The organism is Idiomarina loihiensis L2TR, from assembly GCF_000008465.1.
GTDB lineage: Bacteria > Pseudomonadota > Gammaproteobacteria > Enterobacterales > Alteromonadaceae > Idiomarina > Idiomarina loihiensis.
Window position 1 is genome coordinate 943,616 of the sequence record NC_006512.1, and the last position, 17,965, is coordinate 961,580.

Sequence of the window (17,965 nt, forward strand, 5' to 3'; positions counted from 1 at the left end):
CTATAATGCAAACAAACCAATATTTAAGCAATCAAATAAGGTAAGCAAAAAATGAGTGAATTCATTAACATTCTTCGTCACGAACGCCGTTTAAAAGCAGCATTAAAAGAACTGGATTTAAACGAGCTGGAAAGTGTTAAATCTAAATTTGATTCGGTAATTTCTCAGCGTCGCGAAGAGGAAGCTGAAAAGCAACGCCAGAACGAAGCAAAGCAGAAAAAAATTGAAGAATTTAAAAGCGCGATGGCCGATGCAGGCATTGAATTGTCCGACATATTAGAGCAAGAGCTGGGTGGCGAACCTATCGTTAAAACCACTCGTAAAAAACGGGCACCTAAGCCTCCTAAATACGAATACACCGACGAAAATGGCGAAAAACAAACCTGGACTGGTCAGGGTCGCATGCCTAAAGCCATGAAAACAGCGGTCGATAATGGCAAATCATTAGAAGCATTTCTAATTAAGTAGCGTTAGTCAAACGTAATCTCTACCAATAATAAAGAGTAGAGATTACGCTTTTTGTTGAACAATAGGCTCAGCTTGATTAGGCTATAGAAAATTCAAACTGGCAAGGATCGACATTGCGCTATCGTTTCATAGCATTCGTATTAACGCCATTATTCGGCCTTTCTGCCTGTAGCATCTTACCTCAGATGTCAGGAGGCTTTAATCAGATCGACTCAGGTGATGTTGAAGTTTATCGCGGTGACAACAAGCCCTCGCGTGCATACGAGTTGATAAGTATTGTAAATGGTGAAAGCTGCCAGCGAAAATTTAGAGGCGCAGAAGCGTCGGCGAACGATGCCGTTGAAGCCCTGCGGGAAGACGCTGTCCGATTTAAAGCTCATGCCATTATCGGCGCTCAATGCTTTTCTTTTAAACCCGAAGCCGACTCCATCTGTTACAGTGAAGTCAGCTGCGTGGGCCGCGCTATTCAATGGCGTGATTAATAACCTTGTTTCAAGGTAACGTCGCCAACGCCAACTTCAACCTTAACTCTGACAGAGCCGTTACCCTGATAACTCGACTCAGATGTCACAATCATTCTGTCTTCCTGAGTGTTGCCGAAGTTCTTTAAACTGGTATCGCCAACTCCTACCGATGCTTCTACTTGCTTGTAGTCGCCCTTGGCTAGATTCAAAGAGACATCACCAACACCTAAATCAACTTTTAAGTCGTTGAATGGTACGTCACCTTCAATCTGACCAACACCCAGGTCTATCTCAAGCAATCGGCTGCGCGGTACGGACACTATCCAATGTTGTGACATATCGTCATCGGGTGTTGCCGAAATTTCCAGGCGATTCCCGTCTCGTTCACCTTTTATAATAACTTTATCAAGCTCACCGCCACTGACGAACCAGCCGTCATCATCCGACTCTACACGAAGCTCAATTCCGACCGTATCGCCTTCTGTTACACTTAACTCAACCGTTCCCACCGTTGCGTCTAAATGAATTTCTGTATCACTGCTAACAATATAACTACTGGTTAACGTGCGTTCACTTTCGGCAGAAAACGCGGCTGTACTTACTGTAACTAAACCAATAAAACCTAAAGTTAAAGGCCAAATTTTGTGTTTCATCATTTTTCTTTTCCTATTGTTATTAAAACGATTCATGCTAACCCCTAAAGCACTAAAAGTTGCTTATGACTAGCTTTTGCAACGCCTGTGCCAAAAATAAAAGTCACATAAAATCAGTGAGTTAATCCATCTTTGATTTTCGAGGTTAGTGAATTAACAAACTATGTGGTCAAATTGGCTACCACAATTCTGGATATTCACTAACGGAGGCAGAATGAAAAGCCAGCAACAACTAACACCCATAGCTATCATTCGTACGCCTTTTCCTGAAAAGTTTAGTGTTCCCCGGCAACCCGGCCTGGCTCCCTCTGCATTGGCTCAGGTTGAGCTCGTTGGGAATTACCAGCATGCACAAGCCATAGAGGGTATAGAACAGTTCTCTCACCTTTGGCTAACCTTCGAGTTTCATCAGCACAGTTCGTGGCAGGAGCGCGTTCGCCCGCCCCGGCTTGGCGGTAATGAACAGCTAGGCGTCTTTGCCACCCGCTCCCCGTTCCGGCCGAATCAATTAGGCTTATCTGTGGTTGAGTTAGTTGCAGTAGAGACCGAGCCTAAGGTGGTGTTGACGGTTCGCGGAGCTGACTTGGTGGATAACACCCCTATTGTCGATATAAAACCTTATATTCCCTACGTCGACGCCATTAGTGACGCTCGTGCGGGATTTGCTCAGCACAAACCGGAAGAAAGCTTAGAGGTGATTTTTTTGGAAGCGGCGGAGTCGACTCTTATCAGGGAGTCAGAGCGCGCTCCTGAGCTTAAAACACTGATTACCGAGGTGCTCAGCCAGGACCCCAGACCCGCTTATCACAAGTTACAGGAAAACCAGAGAAATTACGGCACAGCGCTTTTGAACTACAATATTCGCTGGTATGTACAACAAAACACCGTTTTTGTTGAAGAAATCTCACTAAAACAGCTGTAAAAGGCTTTTGGGCGGCGTCAGACACTGCTAAACTTCGCTCTAATTTTTGACCACTATAACTTGCAGAGATGCCGGACTATGCGCAGCAGCAAATATTTATTATCAACGCTTAAAGAGACACCTTCTGATGCTGAGATCGTGAGTCATCAGCTGATGTTGCGGGCAGGTATGATCCGTAAAGTCGCCGCTGGGTTGTATACCTGGACGCCAACCGGTTTGCGTGTACTGCGCAAAGTTGAAAACGTTGTGCGCGAGGAAATGGAAGCCATTAACGCATTGGAAATTTTAATGCCAATGGTACAACCCGCCGATCTTTGGCAGGAGTCAGGACGCTGGGATGACTACGGACCGGAATTACTGCGTATAAAAGACCGCAACCAACGTGACTTTTTACTGGGGCCAACCCACGAAGAAATTATCAGTCAACTGGTACGTAAGGAAGTTAGCAGCTACAAACAACTGCCATTGACCTTGTTCCAAATCCAGACCAAATTCCGTGATGAAATACGCCCTCGTTTTGGCGTGATGCGTGCGCGCGAATTTCTGATGAAGGACGCCTACTCTTTCCATTTGACCGACGAATCGCTGCAAAAAACATACGACGATATGTACAAGGCCTACTGTCGTATTTTCGAGCGTCTTGGTTTAGATTATCGTCCGGTTATAGCCGATACAGGCTCTATTGGCGGAAGCCACTCGCATGAGTTTCATGTGCTGGCAAGCTCCGGTGAGGACGCCATTGCATTTTCTGACTCTTCAGATTACGCCGCGAACGTGGAAATGGCAGAAGCTCTGGCTCCTGCTGGTGAGCGCCCTGCTCCTAATCAAAAAGTAGAAAAGCATGAAGTACAAGGCGACGAACTCGCTGCTGTACTACAGCCTTTGTCTGTAGAAAGCCAGCAAGCAACCAAGTCTTTTATTGTTAAAGCAGCGGACGACATTGATTCTGAATACGTTCAGCTAGTTCTTCGCGCTGACCATGAACTGAACACAGTAAAAGCTGAGAAACTGGCTCAGGTTGCGGCTCCGCTGGAAATACTGACTGAAACAGAGAAAGCCACCGGCGTAGAAGCACCTTACATTGGCGTTGTAAACGCGAAACTGCCTCTGTTAGTTGACAGCAGTGCGGCTCACCTCGCCGATTTTGCCTGTGGTGCAAATGAGAACGGCCAGTGGCTAACAGGTGTTAACTGGAAACGTGACACGGGTGATTTCAGCGTCGTGGATATTCGTAACGTTGTTGCCGGTGACCCGAGTCCTTGTGGTCAGGGCAAAGTAAAAATTGCTCGCGGTATTGAAGTTGGTCATATTTTCCAGCTGGGCAAAAAATACAGCGACGCTATGAAAGTTGGTGTGTTGTCTGAAAGCGGTAAACACGAAACTTTAACCATGGGCTGCTATGGAATAGGTGTTTCGCGCATAGTCGCTGCCGCCATAGAGCAAAATAACGACGAGCGCGGTATTTGCTGGCCGGAAGCTTTAGCGCCTTTCCAGGTTGTTATAGTGCCAATGAATATGCACAAGTCGGCACGGGTACAGGAAGCCGCTGAGAAGCTTTATACCGACTTAAAGGCTCAAGGTATTGATGTGCTGTTTGATGACCGTAAGGAACGCCCTGGGGTGATGTTTACCGACATGGAGCTCATAGGTATTCCTCATCAGGTTGTGGTTGGTGAGCGTAACCTTGATGAAAACCAGGTTGAGTACCAAAGTCGTAAAGGCGGAGAGAAGCAGAAAATCAATTTAGATGACTGCATTAGCTTCATACAGCAACAACTCTAACTGACGTTATTAATAAAAATGGCCTGATAGTTTTCGCTATCAGGCCATTTTTTTTGCCTTAATTTTTTAACGAGAGAGTCTTAAGACTCCTGACCCGCCAAAGGCTCAATGTAGTGTAAATGCATATCCCACGGAAAGTGGATCCAGGTATCCTGGGCTAAGTCAGCAACAAAATCGTCGACCATTTCCATACCACTGGGTTTTGCGTAAACCGTCACAAACTTAGCTTTCGGCAAGCGTTCCCGCAAAAACTTCATCGTATTGCCGGTATCCACTAAGTCATCAACGACCAGAAAACCTTCGCCGTCTTCCGTTGCCGTTACGTCTTTCATTACCTGCAAGTCGTCACGCTGTTCTGTGTGGTCATATGAGCTAACAGCAACACAGTCGACAACACGAATATTAAGCTCGCGCGACACAATTGCCGCCGGAACCAAACCACCACGGCTAACCGCAATAATACCTTTATATTGCTCCGCCGGTAATTGCCGACGCGCTAGTTCACGCGTAGCGCGGTGCAACTCTTCCCATGATACAAAAAACTCGCGGTTTGAATGCCATCCCATAATTTCGTTACCCTAACCCGATAAATGTAATAATAATGCGTAGCTGCTAAAATTTAGCATTGCGATTAAAAGACAGATATCTTACCTTAACCGCCGCAAAATGTGTTGTTCACTTTTTATTTTGTTAACAGGATACAGAACTTATCATGCCAACCGTTTACTTTGTTGATGCCGATGGTAACCAGTTTGAAGCTACTGTCGATGCAGGAACCAACGTTATGGAAGCCGCTGTCGAAAACTTTATTGACGGCATTATTGGCGAGTGCGGCGGCGTTATGTCGTGCGCAACTTGCCATTGTTACATACCGCCAGAATGGCAAAGCAAAATTCCTGCCCCATCGGAGCAGGAAGAAGACATGATAGATATGGTTTTAGAGCCGCAGGACAATAGCCGCTTAAGCTGTCAGATAGAAATAACAGACGAATTAGACGGTTTAGTTGTGCACATGCCGAAAACTCAGTTCTAAATAAGCCTCAAATTAATTTACGGCTGCCACCGGCATAAGAACTTCGTCGTGGTAGCCGGTAATAACCCGAATAGTGCCTGAGAGTTCACGGTCTAGTTCCGAGTCGCCGGTATCAACGCGTAGAGGCTTGTTATTCAGTGCCTGCAACTTAGTTTTAGTGGCAACCACCCAAATATTCTCTTTACCAATATGCCGAATAACCCGTGGACTTAATTGCTGATTTCCACGACCAAATAAATGCCCCTGCCCGCCAATTAAGGTTATAACCAATTTAACGCTTCCAGCTTCGCACTGAGCCACTTCTTCGTATAAACGGCTTTCGGTTACGTCGCTGGCTAGCAGGTTATTCTGTTGGACTAAGTCGACACCGAGCAAAGTATTCTCGTGCCCCATGGACTGCATAATAGCTTCTACTGTAGAGCCAGACCCCATAACTAAAAGTTCGTCGTCAATGCGCTCTGTTACTTCAGCAGCAATATCATCCAGTACCATCTCGTCGCTTTCTTTACCGCCCATTTTTACCGCCTGAACATATTCAAGTTCGGCCGGTACCGACATTTCACCAAAACGTCGGGCTTTTACTGTGCCTTTTCTGAAAGCGTCTTCATCAATATCCATGACATCGGCGTTATGAATGCTGGATAACTCACCCTGCAGGATCTTCTCAATAACCCGCCCGGCACCAGTTGGACTAATAGCGTAAACGCCTGAATGAATTTTAACGCCAGCCGGTATACCCAAAACTAATTGTTGCTCAGGAACCACCTGATAAATATCGCGCGCAGTGCCGTCACCGCCGGCGAATAAAAGAATATCGATGTTATGAGTCACAATTTCAGACACCGCTTTTTTGGTGTCTTCTGGTGAGGATGGAGTTTCAGCAGCTTTATAAACCGAGTCAAATGAAAAACCCAGAGCTTCGAGACTATTCGCTCCCATTTCATTGTCGGCAGTAACAAAATGAAGTAGCTGTTTGTATGGCTGCAAAAGTTCTAATGCGGTTTCAGCTCTTCTGGCGGCCTTTTTCTCAGCCCCGGCCGCTAATGCTTTTTCCCGAATGTCGGCGCCATCGCTTCCCTTTAAAGCTAAGGCGCCGCCAATACCTGCGTATGGGTTAATAATAAAACCTACGGTGAGTTTACTGCTTGTTTCCATTACTACTCGTCATCAGCCTCATCTTGAATCGCTTCACCGGCGTTTTCTATATCTTCACCCGCACCTTCCATAGTTTCACAGGCACTCAAACCGAATATTGCGATGGTAACCAATAATGCTCTTAAAAACATAGGTAACTCCTTATTTACTATTACAAATTAACTGTTTGGCGGATTAGGCCAGCTACAATTAAAGTCGTCACAGAGCGCTTTTGCAAACTTTGCAGCGCGTGGCGGTATCGTATTTTCTTCCAGTAGACGACTTAACTGCGCAGCCACTTTCGAGGAAAATGCCTGCCTGTCTACTTCAACGCCATTTAAATTATCCACACTTACCTGGAACGGAAAACCACAACATAAAGAAAACAGCCACTCCAAAGCCTGTGGCTTTTGCTCAACCTGCTCAAAGGATTTCTGCTGGGCTTCGTTGCGCCCGTCAGGTTCATACCAGTAGCCATAGTCAAACAACTTGCGCCGCGCTTCACCCGCTATACACCAATGTGCGGTCTCGTGCAGCGCTGAGGCAAAAAAGCCATGAGCAAACACCACCTTATGTGGCTCACCCTCTTCCGCTGAGGGCTGATAATAAGGCTCATCGTCACCGGCAACCAGTATTGTGTTGTAATCTTCGCTGAAACAACGCTTAAAAATCTCAATTAAGCGCTCATAATGGTGTTCTGACGTCTGACTCATATTCGCTAGCGACTAATATCCGGCGTTTCAGTTTGCGCTGTTAAATTATGCGCCCGCTGGCGTAACCAATGGTCGGCTAAAACCAGGCTGGTCATAGCTTCAACAATAGGTACCGCACGTATGCCAACACAAGGATCATGACGGCCTTTCGTCACTATCGCTTGTTCGTTACCCCAGCGGTCAATTGTACGCCCGCTAATGGCAATACTTGAGGTTGGTTTCAGTGCGATATCAGCAAAAATTGGCTGCCCACTGCTAATACCGCCTAAGACACCGCCCGCGTGGTTCGATAAGAAACCGTCCGGCGTCATTTCATCACGGTGTTCGCTGCCACGCTGGCTTACCACCTCGAAACCATCGCCAACACTCACCGCCTTTACCGCATTAATGCTCATCAGTGCTTTGGCTAAATCAGCATCCAGCCTGTCAAAAACCGGTTCGCCCCAACCCGGCGGCACACCAGTAGCCTGCACCCGAATTTTTGCACCAATTGAGTCGCCTTCTTTTTTCAGCTGACGAATAAGCTCCTGCATAGCTTCAACCGCATTGGCGTCTCCGCAAAACAGTTCATTCTCGCGTACCTGCTGCCAGTCAATATTACTAGCAACAACATCGCCCATTTGCGTTAATGCCGCCTGAACCTGTATGCCCTGCTGCCGTAGTAATTTATCGGCTATAGCACCAGCCGCCACCCGCATTGCGGTTTCACGCGCTGAAGAACGACCGCCACCGCGATAATCCCGTACACCGTACTTATGTTGGTAGGTGTAATCGGCATGGCCGGGTCGGAAGGTATCTTTTATGTCAGAGTAATCCTGGCTGCGCTGGTCAGTGTTTTCAATCAGCAAACCAATAGAGGTGCCGGTTGTCACGCCTTCAAATACCCCGGAGAGGATCTTAACTTGATCGGCCTCACGACGTGCTGTGGTATAGCGGTTTTGTCCTGGCTTACGCCGGTCTAAAGCTTCCTGTAAATCGGCTTCGGTTAACTCTAACCCCGCAGGACAACCGTCAACAACTGCACCCAGCGAAGGCCCGTGGCTTTCACCAAAGGTGGTAATTTTGAATAACTGACCAAAACTGTTTCCTGGCATTAGCTGGCCTTAGTTTCCCGTTGTTTATGTTCAATTAATTGCTGTTTTGTCAGCAAAAATACCCCGTCGCCGCCATTGGCAAACTCAAGCCACATAAACGGCGTTTTCGGATACTTTTCAGCTAAAGCCGGCATTGAATTGCCCACCTCACAAACAAACAGGCCGCCGTCGTTCAGTAAATCCGACGCCTGCATCAGCATTTTGTCTACCAAAATCAAGCCATCTTCGCCGGCCGCCAACCCAAGTTCCGGTTCGTGGTGATACTCAGGTGGTAAATCAGTCATATCTTCGGCATCGACATACGGAGGATTGGTAACAATTAAATCGTATTTTTCGGCTTTTACCGCATCGAATAAGTCCGACTGAATGGGCGTCACTCTATGAGTTAAACCGTGCTGTTCAATGTTGAACTCAGCCACTTCCAGCGCTTCGGTGGAAATATCCAGCGCATCGACTTCGGCTTCGGGAAACGCATAGGCACAGGCTATGGCAATACAGCCACCGCCGGTGCATAAGTCCAGAACACGGTGCGGGGCTTCGACTAACCAAGTCTGAAAGCCATTTTCAATAAGCTCGGCTATTGGAGAGCGTGGCACCAGAACCCGTTCGTCGACATAAAATGGTAATCCGGCAAACCAGGCCTGATGAGTCAGATACGCAGCCGGAATGTGTTGCTCAACGCGTTGCTTTAATAACTCAACAAATTCTTGTTTCTCTGAGTTGAGCATACGGCAATGACCCATAGCGGCTAACTGAGCCGTTGTTAGCTGTAGCACGAAGCTTAATAAAGCCCGGGTTTCATCAATTGGGTTGTCGGTGCCATGACCATAATACACGTCAGACTGGTTGAGCTGAGTTACGCTCCAGCGGGTAATGTCATCAATGCTTACTAACTCTTGAATGGCTTGTTCCAGATTACGCACTTGCAAAGGCTGTCTCCCGACCACTGAATGTTTTATACTGAATAAACTTAATGCCTTAAAGATACCTTAATTCAGCGCGGTTTTCATCAATCATGGTTGCAAACAAACGTCAGTCATCATCACTTTCTGAAGACGATATCGAGCTTTTTCGTGAAGCCGCGAAAGGTGCTGCCCGCATAAAGCAGGACAAACTGCCGCCGGAACCACCAAAAATTGCTGAATTACGGAAGCGCCGACAGCTATCGCAAGACCCCAGCGCCCAGCAAATTGCCGACGCCAGTCGCTCGGCCAGTCATTATTTTTCGGATGATTTTGAAGCGCACTTTGCCGACGGCCCGGTACGTTTTTCCGCGGAGGGTGAGTCGGGGTATTTGGTTAAGCAATTACGCCGGGGAGACTACACGCCCGAGTTACTACTGGACTTACACGGCATGACGTTAGCCACGGCGCGCCAGGAGTTAGCGGCGTTATTACTGGCATGTGAGCGCGAACACATAGACTGTTGCTGCATTATGCACGGGCACGGCAGTGGTAAATTAAAGCAGCAGTTGCCACACTGGCTGGTACAGCATCCGCATGTTCGGGCGTTTCATCAGGCTCCGCTGGAATGGGGTGGCGCAGCCTCTTTACTGGTACTGTTAAAAGTAGCGAGCTAGCAGTTAGCCAGCACACCGCTCTGCTATTAATAGTTGCTGAAACTTGCCGCGTAAGGTTTCCGGCGAAAAGTCGACAACCGCAATACCCGCTGTCGGAAAAATAGGAGGCTGCACGCTGGCATCCAGCTCATGCACTAAATAACTCACTAGCGGCATGTGCGACACCAACACCACACTCTCGTAGCCGTGCTGTTGAATTTCTGCAGCAAGCCAACTAACAACCGAACCGGCATGACCATCGGGCGTAATGTCATCGCAATTTTGCTTCTGCCCGGTTTTCAGATGCGACAATAAAATAGAAGCCGTTTGCTGAGCACGCAAATACGGGCTGACGTAAACACAGTCTACTTTCGGTTGCTTGTCTATGAGCCAATTGGTTGTGGTTATAACTTCGCGCTCGCCATTTGTTGTTAAGCGACGCTCGCGATCGGAGTAACTGCCCTTGGGGTAGTTTGCTTCACCGTGACGCATAATATACAGCTTCATTCTGGCTTGGACTCCTCAGCCTGCGCTCGACGTTTTGCGTCTGGTCGGCCACCGGTTACCCGGTCTGCCCGGCCGGACTGCTTAGCTTCTTCCGCACGACGTTTACGTACGGCTTTTGGATCGGCAATTAGCGGACGATAAATTTCAATGCGGTCACCGTCTCGCGGTTGTGCATTTAATTTCACCGTCTTATTCCAGATACCCACTTTTTGCTGTTCAAGATCAATTTCCGGAAACTGCTCGAGCACATCCGACATGCGTATGCACTCTTCCACCGTTGCGCCTTCTTGCGGATGCACGGTTAACAGCACTTGCTTGTCAGGGGTAGCGTAAGCCACTTCAATGGTTAATTTATTGCCCATGCTGGTTTCCATACACCTGCTCCGCCCTTTTCACAAAGGCATCGACCATACGTGACGTGACTTCTTTGAATATTTTACCAAAGGCCATGCCCAGCAAGCGACTGGAAAACTCAAAGTCCAGCTTAAGCTCAACTTTACAGGCGTCTTCGGCCAGTGGCGTAAATACCCAACCACCAGTTAATTTTTTAAATGGTCCGTCTACCAGATCCATATCTATACGTTCGGGTTCGTGCAGCGTATTGCGGGTAGTAAAGGTTTTGCTGATACCCGCCTTGCTTATGTCTAACGCAGCCACTTTTTGTTGGCTGGAGGACTCCAGCACCCGCGCGGCAGCACATCCGGGCACAAACTCCGGGTACGCTTCAACGTGGTTAACGAGGTCGAACATTTGTTTGGCGCTGTACGAAACTAAAGCACTTTTCTCGATACTCGGCATTTTTTTACCTACGACTAAAATCAACTGCGCAATAATAACGCAACCAGAAGCTCTTTGAAGCCCTTAAAGCAATTTTCTTTTCAGTGCGCATAGGTATAATGGGGCTATGAGTAAAAAGAAACCACAACAATCATCCAATACCATAGCTCGTAATAAAAAAGCGCGGCATGAATACTTCCTTGAAGACAAGTTCGAGGCAGGTGTTAGTTTGCAAGGCTGGGAAATTAAGAGCATACGGGCTGGCAAGGTCAACATTAGCGACAGCTACGTCATTATTAAAAATGGCGAGGCTTACCTTTTGGGTGCCGAAATTCAGCCTCTTAACCAAGCCTCAAGCCATGTTTATTGCGAGCCAGACCGCAGCCGTAAACTGCTGCTGAAGCGCCGCGAGCTGGATAAGCTTATTGGCGCCTCAGAGCGTGAGGGCTATTCCATTGTTGCCACAACCATATACTGGAAAGGCCCATGGGCAAAACTGGAAATATTTTTAGCCCAGGGTAAAAAGTCACACGATAAGCGCGACACCATTAAAGAGCGCGACTGGCAACGCCAGAAGGCTCGGATAATGAAGCATTCGGTGCGTTAGTTGGAACTTCAGGTGCGTCATTCAGGCGTGCCTGTTGAAGTTTCAATAGTTGATTGAGCAACCTTTCGAGCTCTCCGTCAAAGGTATCCAGCTCAACCCGGGCATCCATAAGAATGTTGGTGGTCTGACGTAAATTAAGTAATGCCAGATTGAACCACACATTCCGATCAGAAGAATTAAGTCTCAGGGATTGCCCGTAAGCTGATTCGCTAGCTTTAAAACGATACTGTCTAAAGTAAATGTTACCGAGTAGCGCCCAACTTTTATCCGTCCCTAACCCCTTACGGTGTAACCATTGCAAATGCTGTTCCGCTGATAAGAGATCGCCATTTTTATACCAGTTAATGGCGGTATCCAGGCTCTGTTCCCTAACTTGCCTCTCTTCTACTGTCGCGCTACAGCCTTGATTAATTAAGCTCAATAGCAATACAGCAATCAAAATGCTTGTTTTCATTTAGCTCTCCATGCTTGTTTATAAACTTTAATCTCTTTCCAACCCATTTTTCTAAAGGCCAAAAGTTTCCAGCAGCCATTTCAATTAATCCGTGAGCTCCTTTAAAGCGAGCGATTTCATTGGGACAAATGAATCGACGAACCTCTATAATTTGATTTCCTTTGTCGAGGGCCACAACATCAATTGGCTCTTTCATTCCCCAAGTGTGTATTGACCTACAAAATGGAAACCAAAAGGCCATCTCTGGCGTTGGTTGCTGCTCGCCCAGCATGCCAATTAACCTTTGATGAAACTTTTTCATGGCCTTCACCTTGGGCCATGCAATAATTTCTTTCTCACTCGTCATCCAAACCCTCCTTGGCTTATTTGAACAATAACTGGCCCGAGAATAACCAGAAAGTTTACGGGAAAAAAACAAGTTACTAGTGGAAAAAGGAGCTTTACGGGCGCTTCTTGCGCTCTCTTCTCCGCTGAGTTTAGTAGATCCTGTCTTAATTGGTTAGCATAAAACCTTAACGACTTGGTTAGGCTAGTTCCTTGCTGATATCCTTTTATTAGCATCGAACTCCACTCATGGATCTGCTTCGCATCATACCGTTCAGATAGTTCATACATTGACTGAGCAAAACTTGTCCCTCGTCGCAACCGACTGAGCATCGATGTGATCTCCCGCGCAAGCAGAAGATCGCTGCACGACGCAGATACCTTTTCTAAAGCGGAAATTAACGGAATACCTGAAGCAATCATCATAGAAATTAGATCACAAAAATCAGGAAGTTGGCGAACTATCGCTTTATTATTTTTTAGAGCTAACTGTCTTCTCTTATTTATTACCATTAGTAGTAAGAGAACATAAGCGATACTTAAAAGCCAAACCCCGGAAAGCAGAGAAATAGAGACAGATACACATGCCATAAAAACCCAGAAGAAAAATGATCGCGCGGCTCCTTTTAGAAAATCTACTTCCAGATAACGAACAGTCCATCTTTTGACATTTTCCGGTAAAACCGACCACATTTTTGACACTGCATAATCAAGCTTTTGCCCAAGCCCCAGTATTTGCCAGAACGCGAGGACTAAAAGCGAAAAGCTAAGAGTAGCGAGAAATGTTAAGACAGCAACTATAATCATTTTTCATCTTCCGGATGCATAATTCGCTTAACCATCCATCCACCAATAATCATCAATATAAGAGCCACTATAAGCATAAAAATACCAACCCGTGACTCAGTGAAAAGCGCTGTATGTTCTGATTTCATCCAACTTAAAAGAAAATACAATCCAACCGGCATCATAACGAGAATTTTAGCCTGCATTCTGGCTTGTGAAGTCAGCGTTATCTGCCGCTCTTTAATGTGCTGCTGTTGTTGGAGGTTGTCAGCCAACCTTAGAAATAAATCCGACTGTTGCCCTCCACTTTTCAAACCTAGAACTAAAGATTGAACCACGAGTTTAATGGAGAAAACAGGAACTCTCCGCTGCCAGTCTTCCAGGCAATCTGTTAAGGGTTTACCCACTTTTTCCTGTCTCAATAGCTCGTCCACCTCTTGTCCTAAAGGAGCTAATAACGTTCCTTTTAAATTCTTCAAAGCTGCTCCGACACTCGTACCACTTCTTAACTGGTTACTAAGCCCGATCAACATACCGGGCAACTGTTTTTCAATTTTTATGTAACGTTGCTTTTTAAGATGACGATAAACAAATGGAGGAGCCAACAAAGTCAGAATAAACGTCGCTACTGCCCAGGTTCTATTAACATAAAACCATACGATTAGAGGCGATAAGAGTGTGACTACCAGATAACTTCTGACCAAAATTGTTACCGGCATTCTCAAGAAAAATTCTTCTAAAGAGCGTACCGTTGATAGCGTCAGTTTGTCTTCAAGTTGTCGATATCGCTTTGGTGTTAAATGCGAAAAGATCCAGAGCCAGCAAAGTCCGCTGCATACGATTAAGAGGGCTAATCCGAAGATGAACATAATCCATCTCCCATAAGTGACTCCCAGACCTCTTGACGAATATCGTCCCCTTGCTCATCTGCGAACTTACATAATGTCATACTACTTATTAATGATTGAGTCGTATTGCTTCTTTCAAATAGTGGTGACAGCTGTAAAACATTATCGTCTATCCCCGTAACTTCACTGATACTAAGCACGGCTCTTCGGCCATCAGAAAGACGCGCTATCTGAACCACAATATTAACAGCACTGGCTATTTGCTGTCGTAACGCAGAAATCGGAAGCTCTATTCCACCCATCAAGACCATAATTTCCAAACGTCTTAAAGCATCGCGAGCGCTGTTAGCATGAACGGTACTCAAAGATCCCGCATGACCCGTGTTCATAGCCTGTAACATGTCTAAAGCTTCCGACCCACGGCACTCACCTACAATAAGTCGATCAGGACGCATTCGCAGTGCATTGATAACGAGTTCACGAATATTTATAGCCCCTGTTCCCTCCTGATTTTTAGGTCTGGCCTCAAGACTTATCAGATTATTGTGATCTAATTGCAGTTCAGCCGCGTCTTCGATACTTATAATTCTTTCACCTTCAGGAATTTCCTGAGATAGAATATTTAATAAGGTTGTTTTACCCGTTCCTGTTCCACCAGAAACAATAATATTTTGGCGACAACGAACAGCAAGCCTTAAGAATTCAGCAGCTTGCTCCGTTAATGAGCCACTATCTACCAAGTCCTCGATCGTTAGCGATTTCTTGGTGAACTTTCGAATAGTGAGACACGACCCTTTGGTTGCTAAAGGAGCTAGAACAGCGTTTACGCGAGAACCGTCTGGTAGACGAGCATCGACCATGGGGGATGCATCATCAACGTGACGGCCTAAAGGCAGAACAATCTTATCGATGGTTCGCCGCAGGGAAACCTCGTTACTGAATTGTTCATCCGCTTTCTTCAACTTACCTGAGCGCTCAACATAGATCTGATCATAACTATTGACCATGATTTCAGTTACTGAATCATCTTCTAAAAGACCCTCAATAGGCCCCAGGCCAATGACTTCAGCTACTGCATCTGCTATATCTTTTCCAGACTCGCCTGTAGTTTCCTTTAAATAGGATTCAGCATAGCGCCTCAACTCACATTCACTCATAGACTCAAAACGCGGATCTCTGGTATCTAAATGCTCTTTGAGGCTGTTAATTAAATTAACTGATATCATCGAAATGTCTCCCTTAGCTGTAAAATGGAGTCCTTCTGGTACCAGTCGTGTTTTTGCGCTAACCGTTTTTGCTTATCATGCAACCGCTCTTTAGCCGTATCCATACGCTCAGCCGTAACCATAATAATTAGTTCCGTGGTTTGCTCTCTGTTTTGCTGACTTCTGAAAGCATTTTCCAGAATCGGTAATGAACCTAAACCCGGTATCTGGTCATCCTGAGCTGACTCATCTGTACTTAAAAGACCAGACAAAACCAGTGTGTCTCCATCATTTGAGAGAAACACCGATTCCGTACGACGACTAAGTATGCCCGGTACACCTGAAACCGAAACAGCAGGATCAATATTGCTTAATTCGGCATGAAGCTGCGTTTTTATTCTGTTGTCATCTAAAACCACCGGCTGAATAACAAGCCTTATACCGTATTCGCGGAAAGTAACGTCCTGCATACCCTGCGCGACAACTTGAGGAATAGGCAGTTCTCCTCCCGCAAGAAACGTCGCCTTCTCACCGCTTTGGGTAGATAAAACAGGATTTGCCAATAGTTTGGCGAGACCGCGTCGCTGCATAAGCATCAGTTGGGAATTAATTTCGGCGTCCCACTCGAACAAACCTGATAAAGAGCTCGAAAATGTAGGGCCGCTCGTTGTCCCTTGCCATCTAATTCCAAGGTCTTCGAGATACTGGCGCTTGGTTTCCAGAATATTGACTCGCAAAGTCAACATAGGAGGCTCTTCCTGAAAAGATTCAGTTAAATTTAAAATCTCTTCGTGATTCTCGGAAATTTTCTCGAGTTCTTCGTAATTTCTTTTGGATACCTTGCCCGATAAAACTGTAAGCCCTGACTTTTCTGTTTTGTTAAGACTCTGTTCTGCTTCAGATATAGCTTCTAAACGCCCCTCCAGGGAGAGTTTCAGGCTAGCCGTTACCATAATCTTTAACTCTTTTAATACCTCTTCGGATTTGAGCCAGATATCAGCTTTGCCAACTCCCACCCCTCTTAGAATTGCCCTGCTATTATCAAGCACATGAACATCTACAACACTCTCATCACTGATAAGAATATCGCTTCCAGGTTCTATACTGATAATTCGAGTCTCACCTTCTTCAAGATAGTAGGAGCTATGATTAACCTCGGCCCGAGCACTAAGGGCGACGAAAAATAACAAAGTCACGACTAAGTAATGTTTGAACTTTACTGAACCTTCCATGGTTGCACCTTGCTTTGTTTAGAATCTTGATGCCAAATACTTGCTTGCTCTAAATGACGGCCTCTCGCCCAGACCAACATTGGACTTCCAATAGCTCTTGTAAATGCGGCTACCTTCTCGGGCTCCACCAACAATGTCAGCGAATATGAACCATATCCCTCCTGCAAGCCGTGGATATCGAAAACCTCAATTTCTTCAAATGAAACGTATTGTCTTGAGTTTTCAAAAGACTCCCCGACAAATACAATATCGACCAGATCTCCGACTTTCAGCAGCGCATTGTGGTGGCCTAAATTGTCCGTAGTGACCGTAATAGCGTAGTAACCGTTAGGCAGAACTTCCGATAAACCATTGTTCTGATTATTCGATAGAACGCGTTCAGAAACCGGTTCACCAGATTTAACAGAACTTCGCAGTTTCCTACCGATAATCAAATTAGCGGCGCTCTCCAAATACCAATGCTCATTGATAAGTTCGTGCGGATATTTTCGAACCAAGAGGTCGCTTACTTCTAAAATATCCCCGACATTAAGATCTTTGGAAAAAACAACAACACTATCAGCATTTCCTGACGCCTCTTGAAGTCGTCGGGAAGTTTCTTGCTGTAGATATTGATTAATTAGAAAAATCGTCACCATCGAAATTATTGAGCTAAAAATCACGGCAAAAATCCATTTCGCCTTTTTTTTCATGATCCTCCTCCTGGTATTAGTACTAAATAGCGCCAAATAAAATAATAAAACTCTTTCGCCTCACGACCCACTTCAATTAAGTAGTCAATGAGTGAAAGTTGCTCTTCAACAACAAATAAAATGGTCATTATTAAGAGAGAGAGCAATAACCACTCTGTCGATGCCTGGCCATTTTGTTGTCTTCTCATAGAACATGAACCAAAATCACATACTCACCTTGCTCGGAGAACATTAGGCTTCCCATATCTTCTTTAAAGATCCAAAAGTCATGGGGTTTCTCAATCGATTGAAAAGAATCGATTTTTTGGCTGTAAGTTAATTTTAATACGTTTTTTATATCTTTGAATTTGAATGTCGATAAATAAACCCAGACCTCTTTTCCATTTTTCCGGTTTTTTGAAATGGCATTAAAAGGCCCGTCAAGCTTAGGCTTTTCCATATACGGAAGAATTATTTTACTTAAAATCCATGAACCATCATTTCCTTTGAAGAAAGTCCAGTTGTCTTCTCCAATTGGACAGATCCAAAAATCTCCATGAGGGGCTGGACAGTAGGAATAGAAATCTTCAATAACACTCCAGTCTGGAACATTAGGACTTTGTAAAAAATAAGCAGTAGCCGTCGCATTCTGAGAAATTGGCATTTCAGACCATTCCCATTTATCAAACCCTGCAGGAATATCAGCAATCATATACGCACCTTAATTAAAGCT

General features: G+C 45.6%; 26 protein-coding genes. 7 read left to right on the forward strand and 19 right to left on the reverse strand.

Annotated elements, in window-relative coordinates; translation table 11 throughout:
- The first annotated feature begins 51 nt into the window (after positions 1 to 51).
- Positions 52 to 468, forward strand: a complete 417-nt coding sequence (locus tag IL_RS04490; RefSeq protein WP_011234133.1) for an H-NS family nucleoid-associated regulatory protein — start codon at positions 52 to 54, stop codon at positions 466 to 468.
- A gap of 113 nt (positions 469 to 581) precedes the next feature.
- Positions 582 to 950: a hypothetical protein gene (locus IL_RS04495; RefSeq protein ID WP_231378628.1), complete on the forward strand. Its 369-nt coding sequence runs from the start codon at positions 582 to 584 to the stop codon at positions 948 to 950.
- Here IL_RS04495 and IL_RS04500 read toward each other — a convergent pair.
- On the reverse strand, positions 947 to 1,588 hold the full coding sequence (locus IL_RS04500; protein WP_011234135.1) for a hypothetical protein: 642 nt from the start codon (positions 1,586 to 1,588) through the stop codon (positions 947 to 949). The genes IL_RS04495 and IL_RS04500 overlap by 4 nt on opposite strands.
- A 211-nt stretch (positions 1,589 to 1,799) precedes the next feature.
- On the opposite strand from IL_RS04500, the gene tsaA reads away from it, so the two are divergent.
- Both tsaA and IL_RS04510 read left to right on the forward strand, forming a co-directional pair.
- Positions 1,800 to 2,507 (forward strand): tRNA (N6-threonylcarbamoyladenosine(37)-N6)-methyltransferase TrmO, encoded by a 708-nt coding sequence (tsaA, locus tag IL_RS04505; protein ID WP_011234136.1) that lies wholly within the window; start codon positions 1,800 to 1,802, stop codon positions 2,505 to 2,507.
- Positions 2,508 to 2,585: 78 nt separating this feature from the next.
- Positions 2,586 to 4,289 carry a proline--tRNA ligase gene (locus tag IL_RS04510; protein ID WP_011234137.1) on the forward strand — a complete coding sequence of 568 codons (1,704 nt, stop codon included), beginning with the start codon at positions 2,586 to 2,588 and terminating at the stop codon, positions 4,287 to 4,289.
- 80 nt (positions 4,290 to 4,369) lie between these two features.
- Here IL_RS04510 and gpt read toward each other — a convergent pair whose 3' ends face one another.
- Entirely contained in the window at positions 4,370 to 4,855 is a 486-nt protein-coding gene (gpt, locus tag IL_RS04515; RefSeq protein WP_011234138.1) for a xanthine phosphoribosyltransferase, read from the reverse strand.
- Between the two features lie 146 nt (positions 4,856 to 5,001).
- On the opposite strand from gpt, the gene IL_RS04520 reads away from it, so the two are divergent.
- Positions 5,002 to 5,322, forward strand: coding sequence for a 2Fe-2S iron-sulfur cluster-binding protein (locus IL_RS04520; RefSeq protein ID WP_011234139.1), 321 nt, complete (start codon positions 5,002 to 5,004; stop codon positions 5,320 to 5,322).
- A 12-nt stretch (positions 5,323 to 5,334) separates the two neighbouring features.
- Here the strand turns inward: IL_RS04520 and IL_RS04525 are convergent, their stop codons facing one another.
- From IL_RS04525 to prmB, 5 genes are read right to left on the reverse strand one after another with little or no spacing between them, the layout of a single operon-like run.
- A complete protein-coding gene (locus IL_RS04525; RefSeq protein WP_011234140.1) occupies positions 5,335 to 6,477 on the reverse strand; it encodes an ATP-NAD kinase family protein in 1,143 nt (380 codons plus the stop codon).
- 2 nt (positions 6,478 to 6,479) lie between these two features.
- A complete protein-coding gene (locus IL_RS13600; protein WP_011234141.1) occupies positions 6,480 to 6,608 on the reverse strand; it encodes an entericidin A/B family lipoprotein in 129 nt (42 codons plus the stop codon).
- 27 nt (positions 6,609 to 6,635) lie between these two features.
- Positions 6,636 to 7,169, reverse strand: a complete 534-nt coding sequence (locus IL_RS04530) for an elongation factor P hydroxylase (RefSeq protein WP_011234142.1) — start codon at positions 7,167 to 7,169, stop codon at positions 6,636 to 6,638.
- A 5-nt stretch (positions 7,170 to 7,174) separates the two neighbouring features.
- The gene (aroC, locus tag IL_RS04535; RefSeq protein WP_011234143.1) at positions 7,175 to 8,263 is read right to left on the reverse strand and encodes a chorismate synthase; all 1,089 of its coding nucleotides are present in this window, start codon (positions 8,261 to 8,263) and stop codon (positions 7,175 to 7,177) included.
- Positions 8,263 to 9,192, reverse strand: coding sequence for a 50S ribosomal protein L3 N(5)-glutamine methyltransferase (gene prmB, locus IL_RS04540; RefSeq protein WP_011234144.1), 930 nt, complete (start codon positions 9,190 to 9,192; stop codon positions 8,263 to 8,265). Before prmB ends, aroC begins: the two co-directional genes overlap by 1 nt.
- Before the next feature lie 86 nt (positions 9,193 to 9,278).
- Here prmB and smrB point away from each other — a divergent pair, with 86 nt between their 5' ends.
- A complete protein-coding gene (gene smrB / locus IL_RS04545; protein WP_011234145.1) occupies positions 9,279 to 9,842 on the forward strand; it encodes an endonuclease SmrB in 564 nt (187 codons plus the stop codon).
- Between the two features lie 3 nt (positions 9,843 to 9,845).
- Here the strand turns inward: smrB and sixA are convergent, their stop codons facing one another.
- The 3 genes from sixA to IL_RS04560 are packed head-to-tail and all read right to left on the reverse strand — an operon-like array spanning position 9,846 to position 11,126.
- A complete protein-coding gene (sixA, locus tag IL_RS04550; protein ID WP_011234146.1) occupies positions 9,846 to 10,328 on the reverse strand; it encodes a phosphohistidine phosphatase SixA in 483 nt (160 codons plus the stop codon).
- Positions 10,325 to 10,702 (reverse strand): RnfH family protein, encoded by a 378-nt coding sequence (locus IL_RS04555; RefSeq protein WP_011234147.1) that lies wholly within the window; start codon positions 10,700 to 10,702, stop codon positions 10,325 to 10,327. Before IL_RS04555 ends, sixA begins: the two co-directional genes overlap by 4 nt.
- Positions 10,680 to 11,126 (reverse strand): type II toxin-antitoxin system RatA family toxin, encoded by a 447-nt coding sequence (locus IL_RS04560; RefSeq protein ID WP_011234148.1) that lies wholly within the window; start codon positions 11,124 to 11,126, stop codon positions 10,680 to 10,682. The genes IL_RS04555 and IL_RS04560 overlap by 23 nt, the downstream gene beginning before the upstream one ends.
- A gap of 106 nt (positions 11,127 to 11,232) precedes the next feature.
- Here IL_RS04560 and smpB point away from each other — a divergent pair, with 106 nt between their 5' ends.
- Positions 11,233 to 11,712: an SsrA-binding protein SmpB gene (gene smpB, locus IL_RS04565; protein WP_011234149.1), complete on the forward strand. Its 480-nt coding sequence runs from the start codon at positions 11,233 to 11,235 to the stop codon at positions 11,710 to 11,712.
- On the opposite strand, the gene IL_RS13700 is transcribed toward smpB, so the two are convergent.
- The 9 genes from IL_RS13700 to IL_RS04605 are packed head-to-tail and all read right to left on the reverse strand — an operon-like array spanning position 11,654 to position 17,944.
- Complete coding sequence (locus IL_RS13700; RefSeq protein ID WP_011234150.1) at positions 11,654 to 12,166, reverse strand: hypothetical protein; 513 nt, start codon at positions 12,164 to 12,166, stop codon at positions 11,654 to 11,656. The two genes, smpB and IL_RS13700, sit on opposite strands and share 59 nt — an antisense overlap.
- Positions 12,120 to 12,512, reverse strand: a complete 393-nt coding sequence (locus IL_RS04570; protein WP_011234151.1) for a DUF192 domain-containing protein — start codon at positions 12,510 to 12,512, stop codon at positions 12,120 to 12,122. Before IL_RS04570 ends, IL_RS13700 begins: the two co-directional genes overlap by 47 nt.
- A complete protein-coding gene (locus IL_RS04575) occupies positions 12,509 to 13,297 on the reverse strand; it encodes a type II secretion system F family protein (protein WP_016341301.1) in 789 nt (262 codons plus the stop codon). The genes IL_RS04570 and IL_RS04575 overlap by 4 nt, the downstream gene beginning before the upstream one ends.
- Positions 13,294 to 14,145: a type II secretion system F family protein gene (locus IL_RS04580; protein ID WP_016341302.1), complete on the reverse strand. Its 852-nt coding sequence runs from the start codon at positions 14,143 to 14,145 to the stop codon at positions 13,294 to 13,296. The genes IL_RS04575 and IL_RS04580 overlap by 4 nt, the downstream gene beginning before the upstream one ends.
- On the reverse strand, positions 14,127 to 15,350 hold the full coding sequence (locus tag IL_RS04585) for a CpaF family protein (RefSeq protein WP_011234154.1): 1,224 nt from the start codon (positions 15,348 to 15,350) through the stop codon (positions 14,127 to 14,129). The genes IL_RS04580 and IL_RS04585 overlap by 19 nt, the downstream gene beginning before the upstream one ends.
- Positions 15,347 to 16,561 (reverse strand): type II and III secretion system protein family protein, encoded by a 1,215-nt coding sequence (locus IL_RS04590; RefSeq protein ID WP_011234155.1) that lies wholly within the window; start codon positions 16,559 to 16,561, stop codon positions 15,347 to 15,349. Before IL_RS04590 ends, IL_RS04585 begins: the two co-directional genes overlap by 4 nt.
- On the reverse strand, positions 16,546 to 17,253 hold the full coding sequence (locus tag IL_RS04595) for a Flp pilus assembly protein CpaB (RefSeq protein WP_011234156.1): 708 nt from the start codon (positions 17,251 to 17,253) through the stop codon (positions 16,546 to 16,548). The genes IL_RS04590 and IL_RS04595 overlap by 16 nt, the downstream gene beginning before the upstream one ends.
- Positions 17,250 to 17,441, reverse strand: coding sequence for a hypothetical protein (locus tag IL_RS04600; RefSeq protein WP_016341303.1), 192 nt, complete (start codon positions 17,439 to 17,441; stop codon positions 17,250 to 17,252). Before IL_RS04600 ends, IL_RS04595 begins: the two co-directional genes overlap by 4 nt.
- Positions 17,438 to 17,944: a hypothetical protein gene (locus IL_RS04605; RefSeq protein ID WP_011234157.1), complete on the reverse strand. Its 507-nt coding sequence runs from the start codon at positions 17,942 to 17,944 to the stop codon at positions 17,438 to 17,440. The genes IL_RS04600 and IL_RS04605 overlap by 4 nt, the downstream gene beginning before the upstream one ends.
- Positions 17,945 to 17,965: the final 21 nt, after the last annotated feature.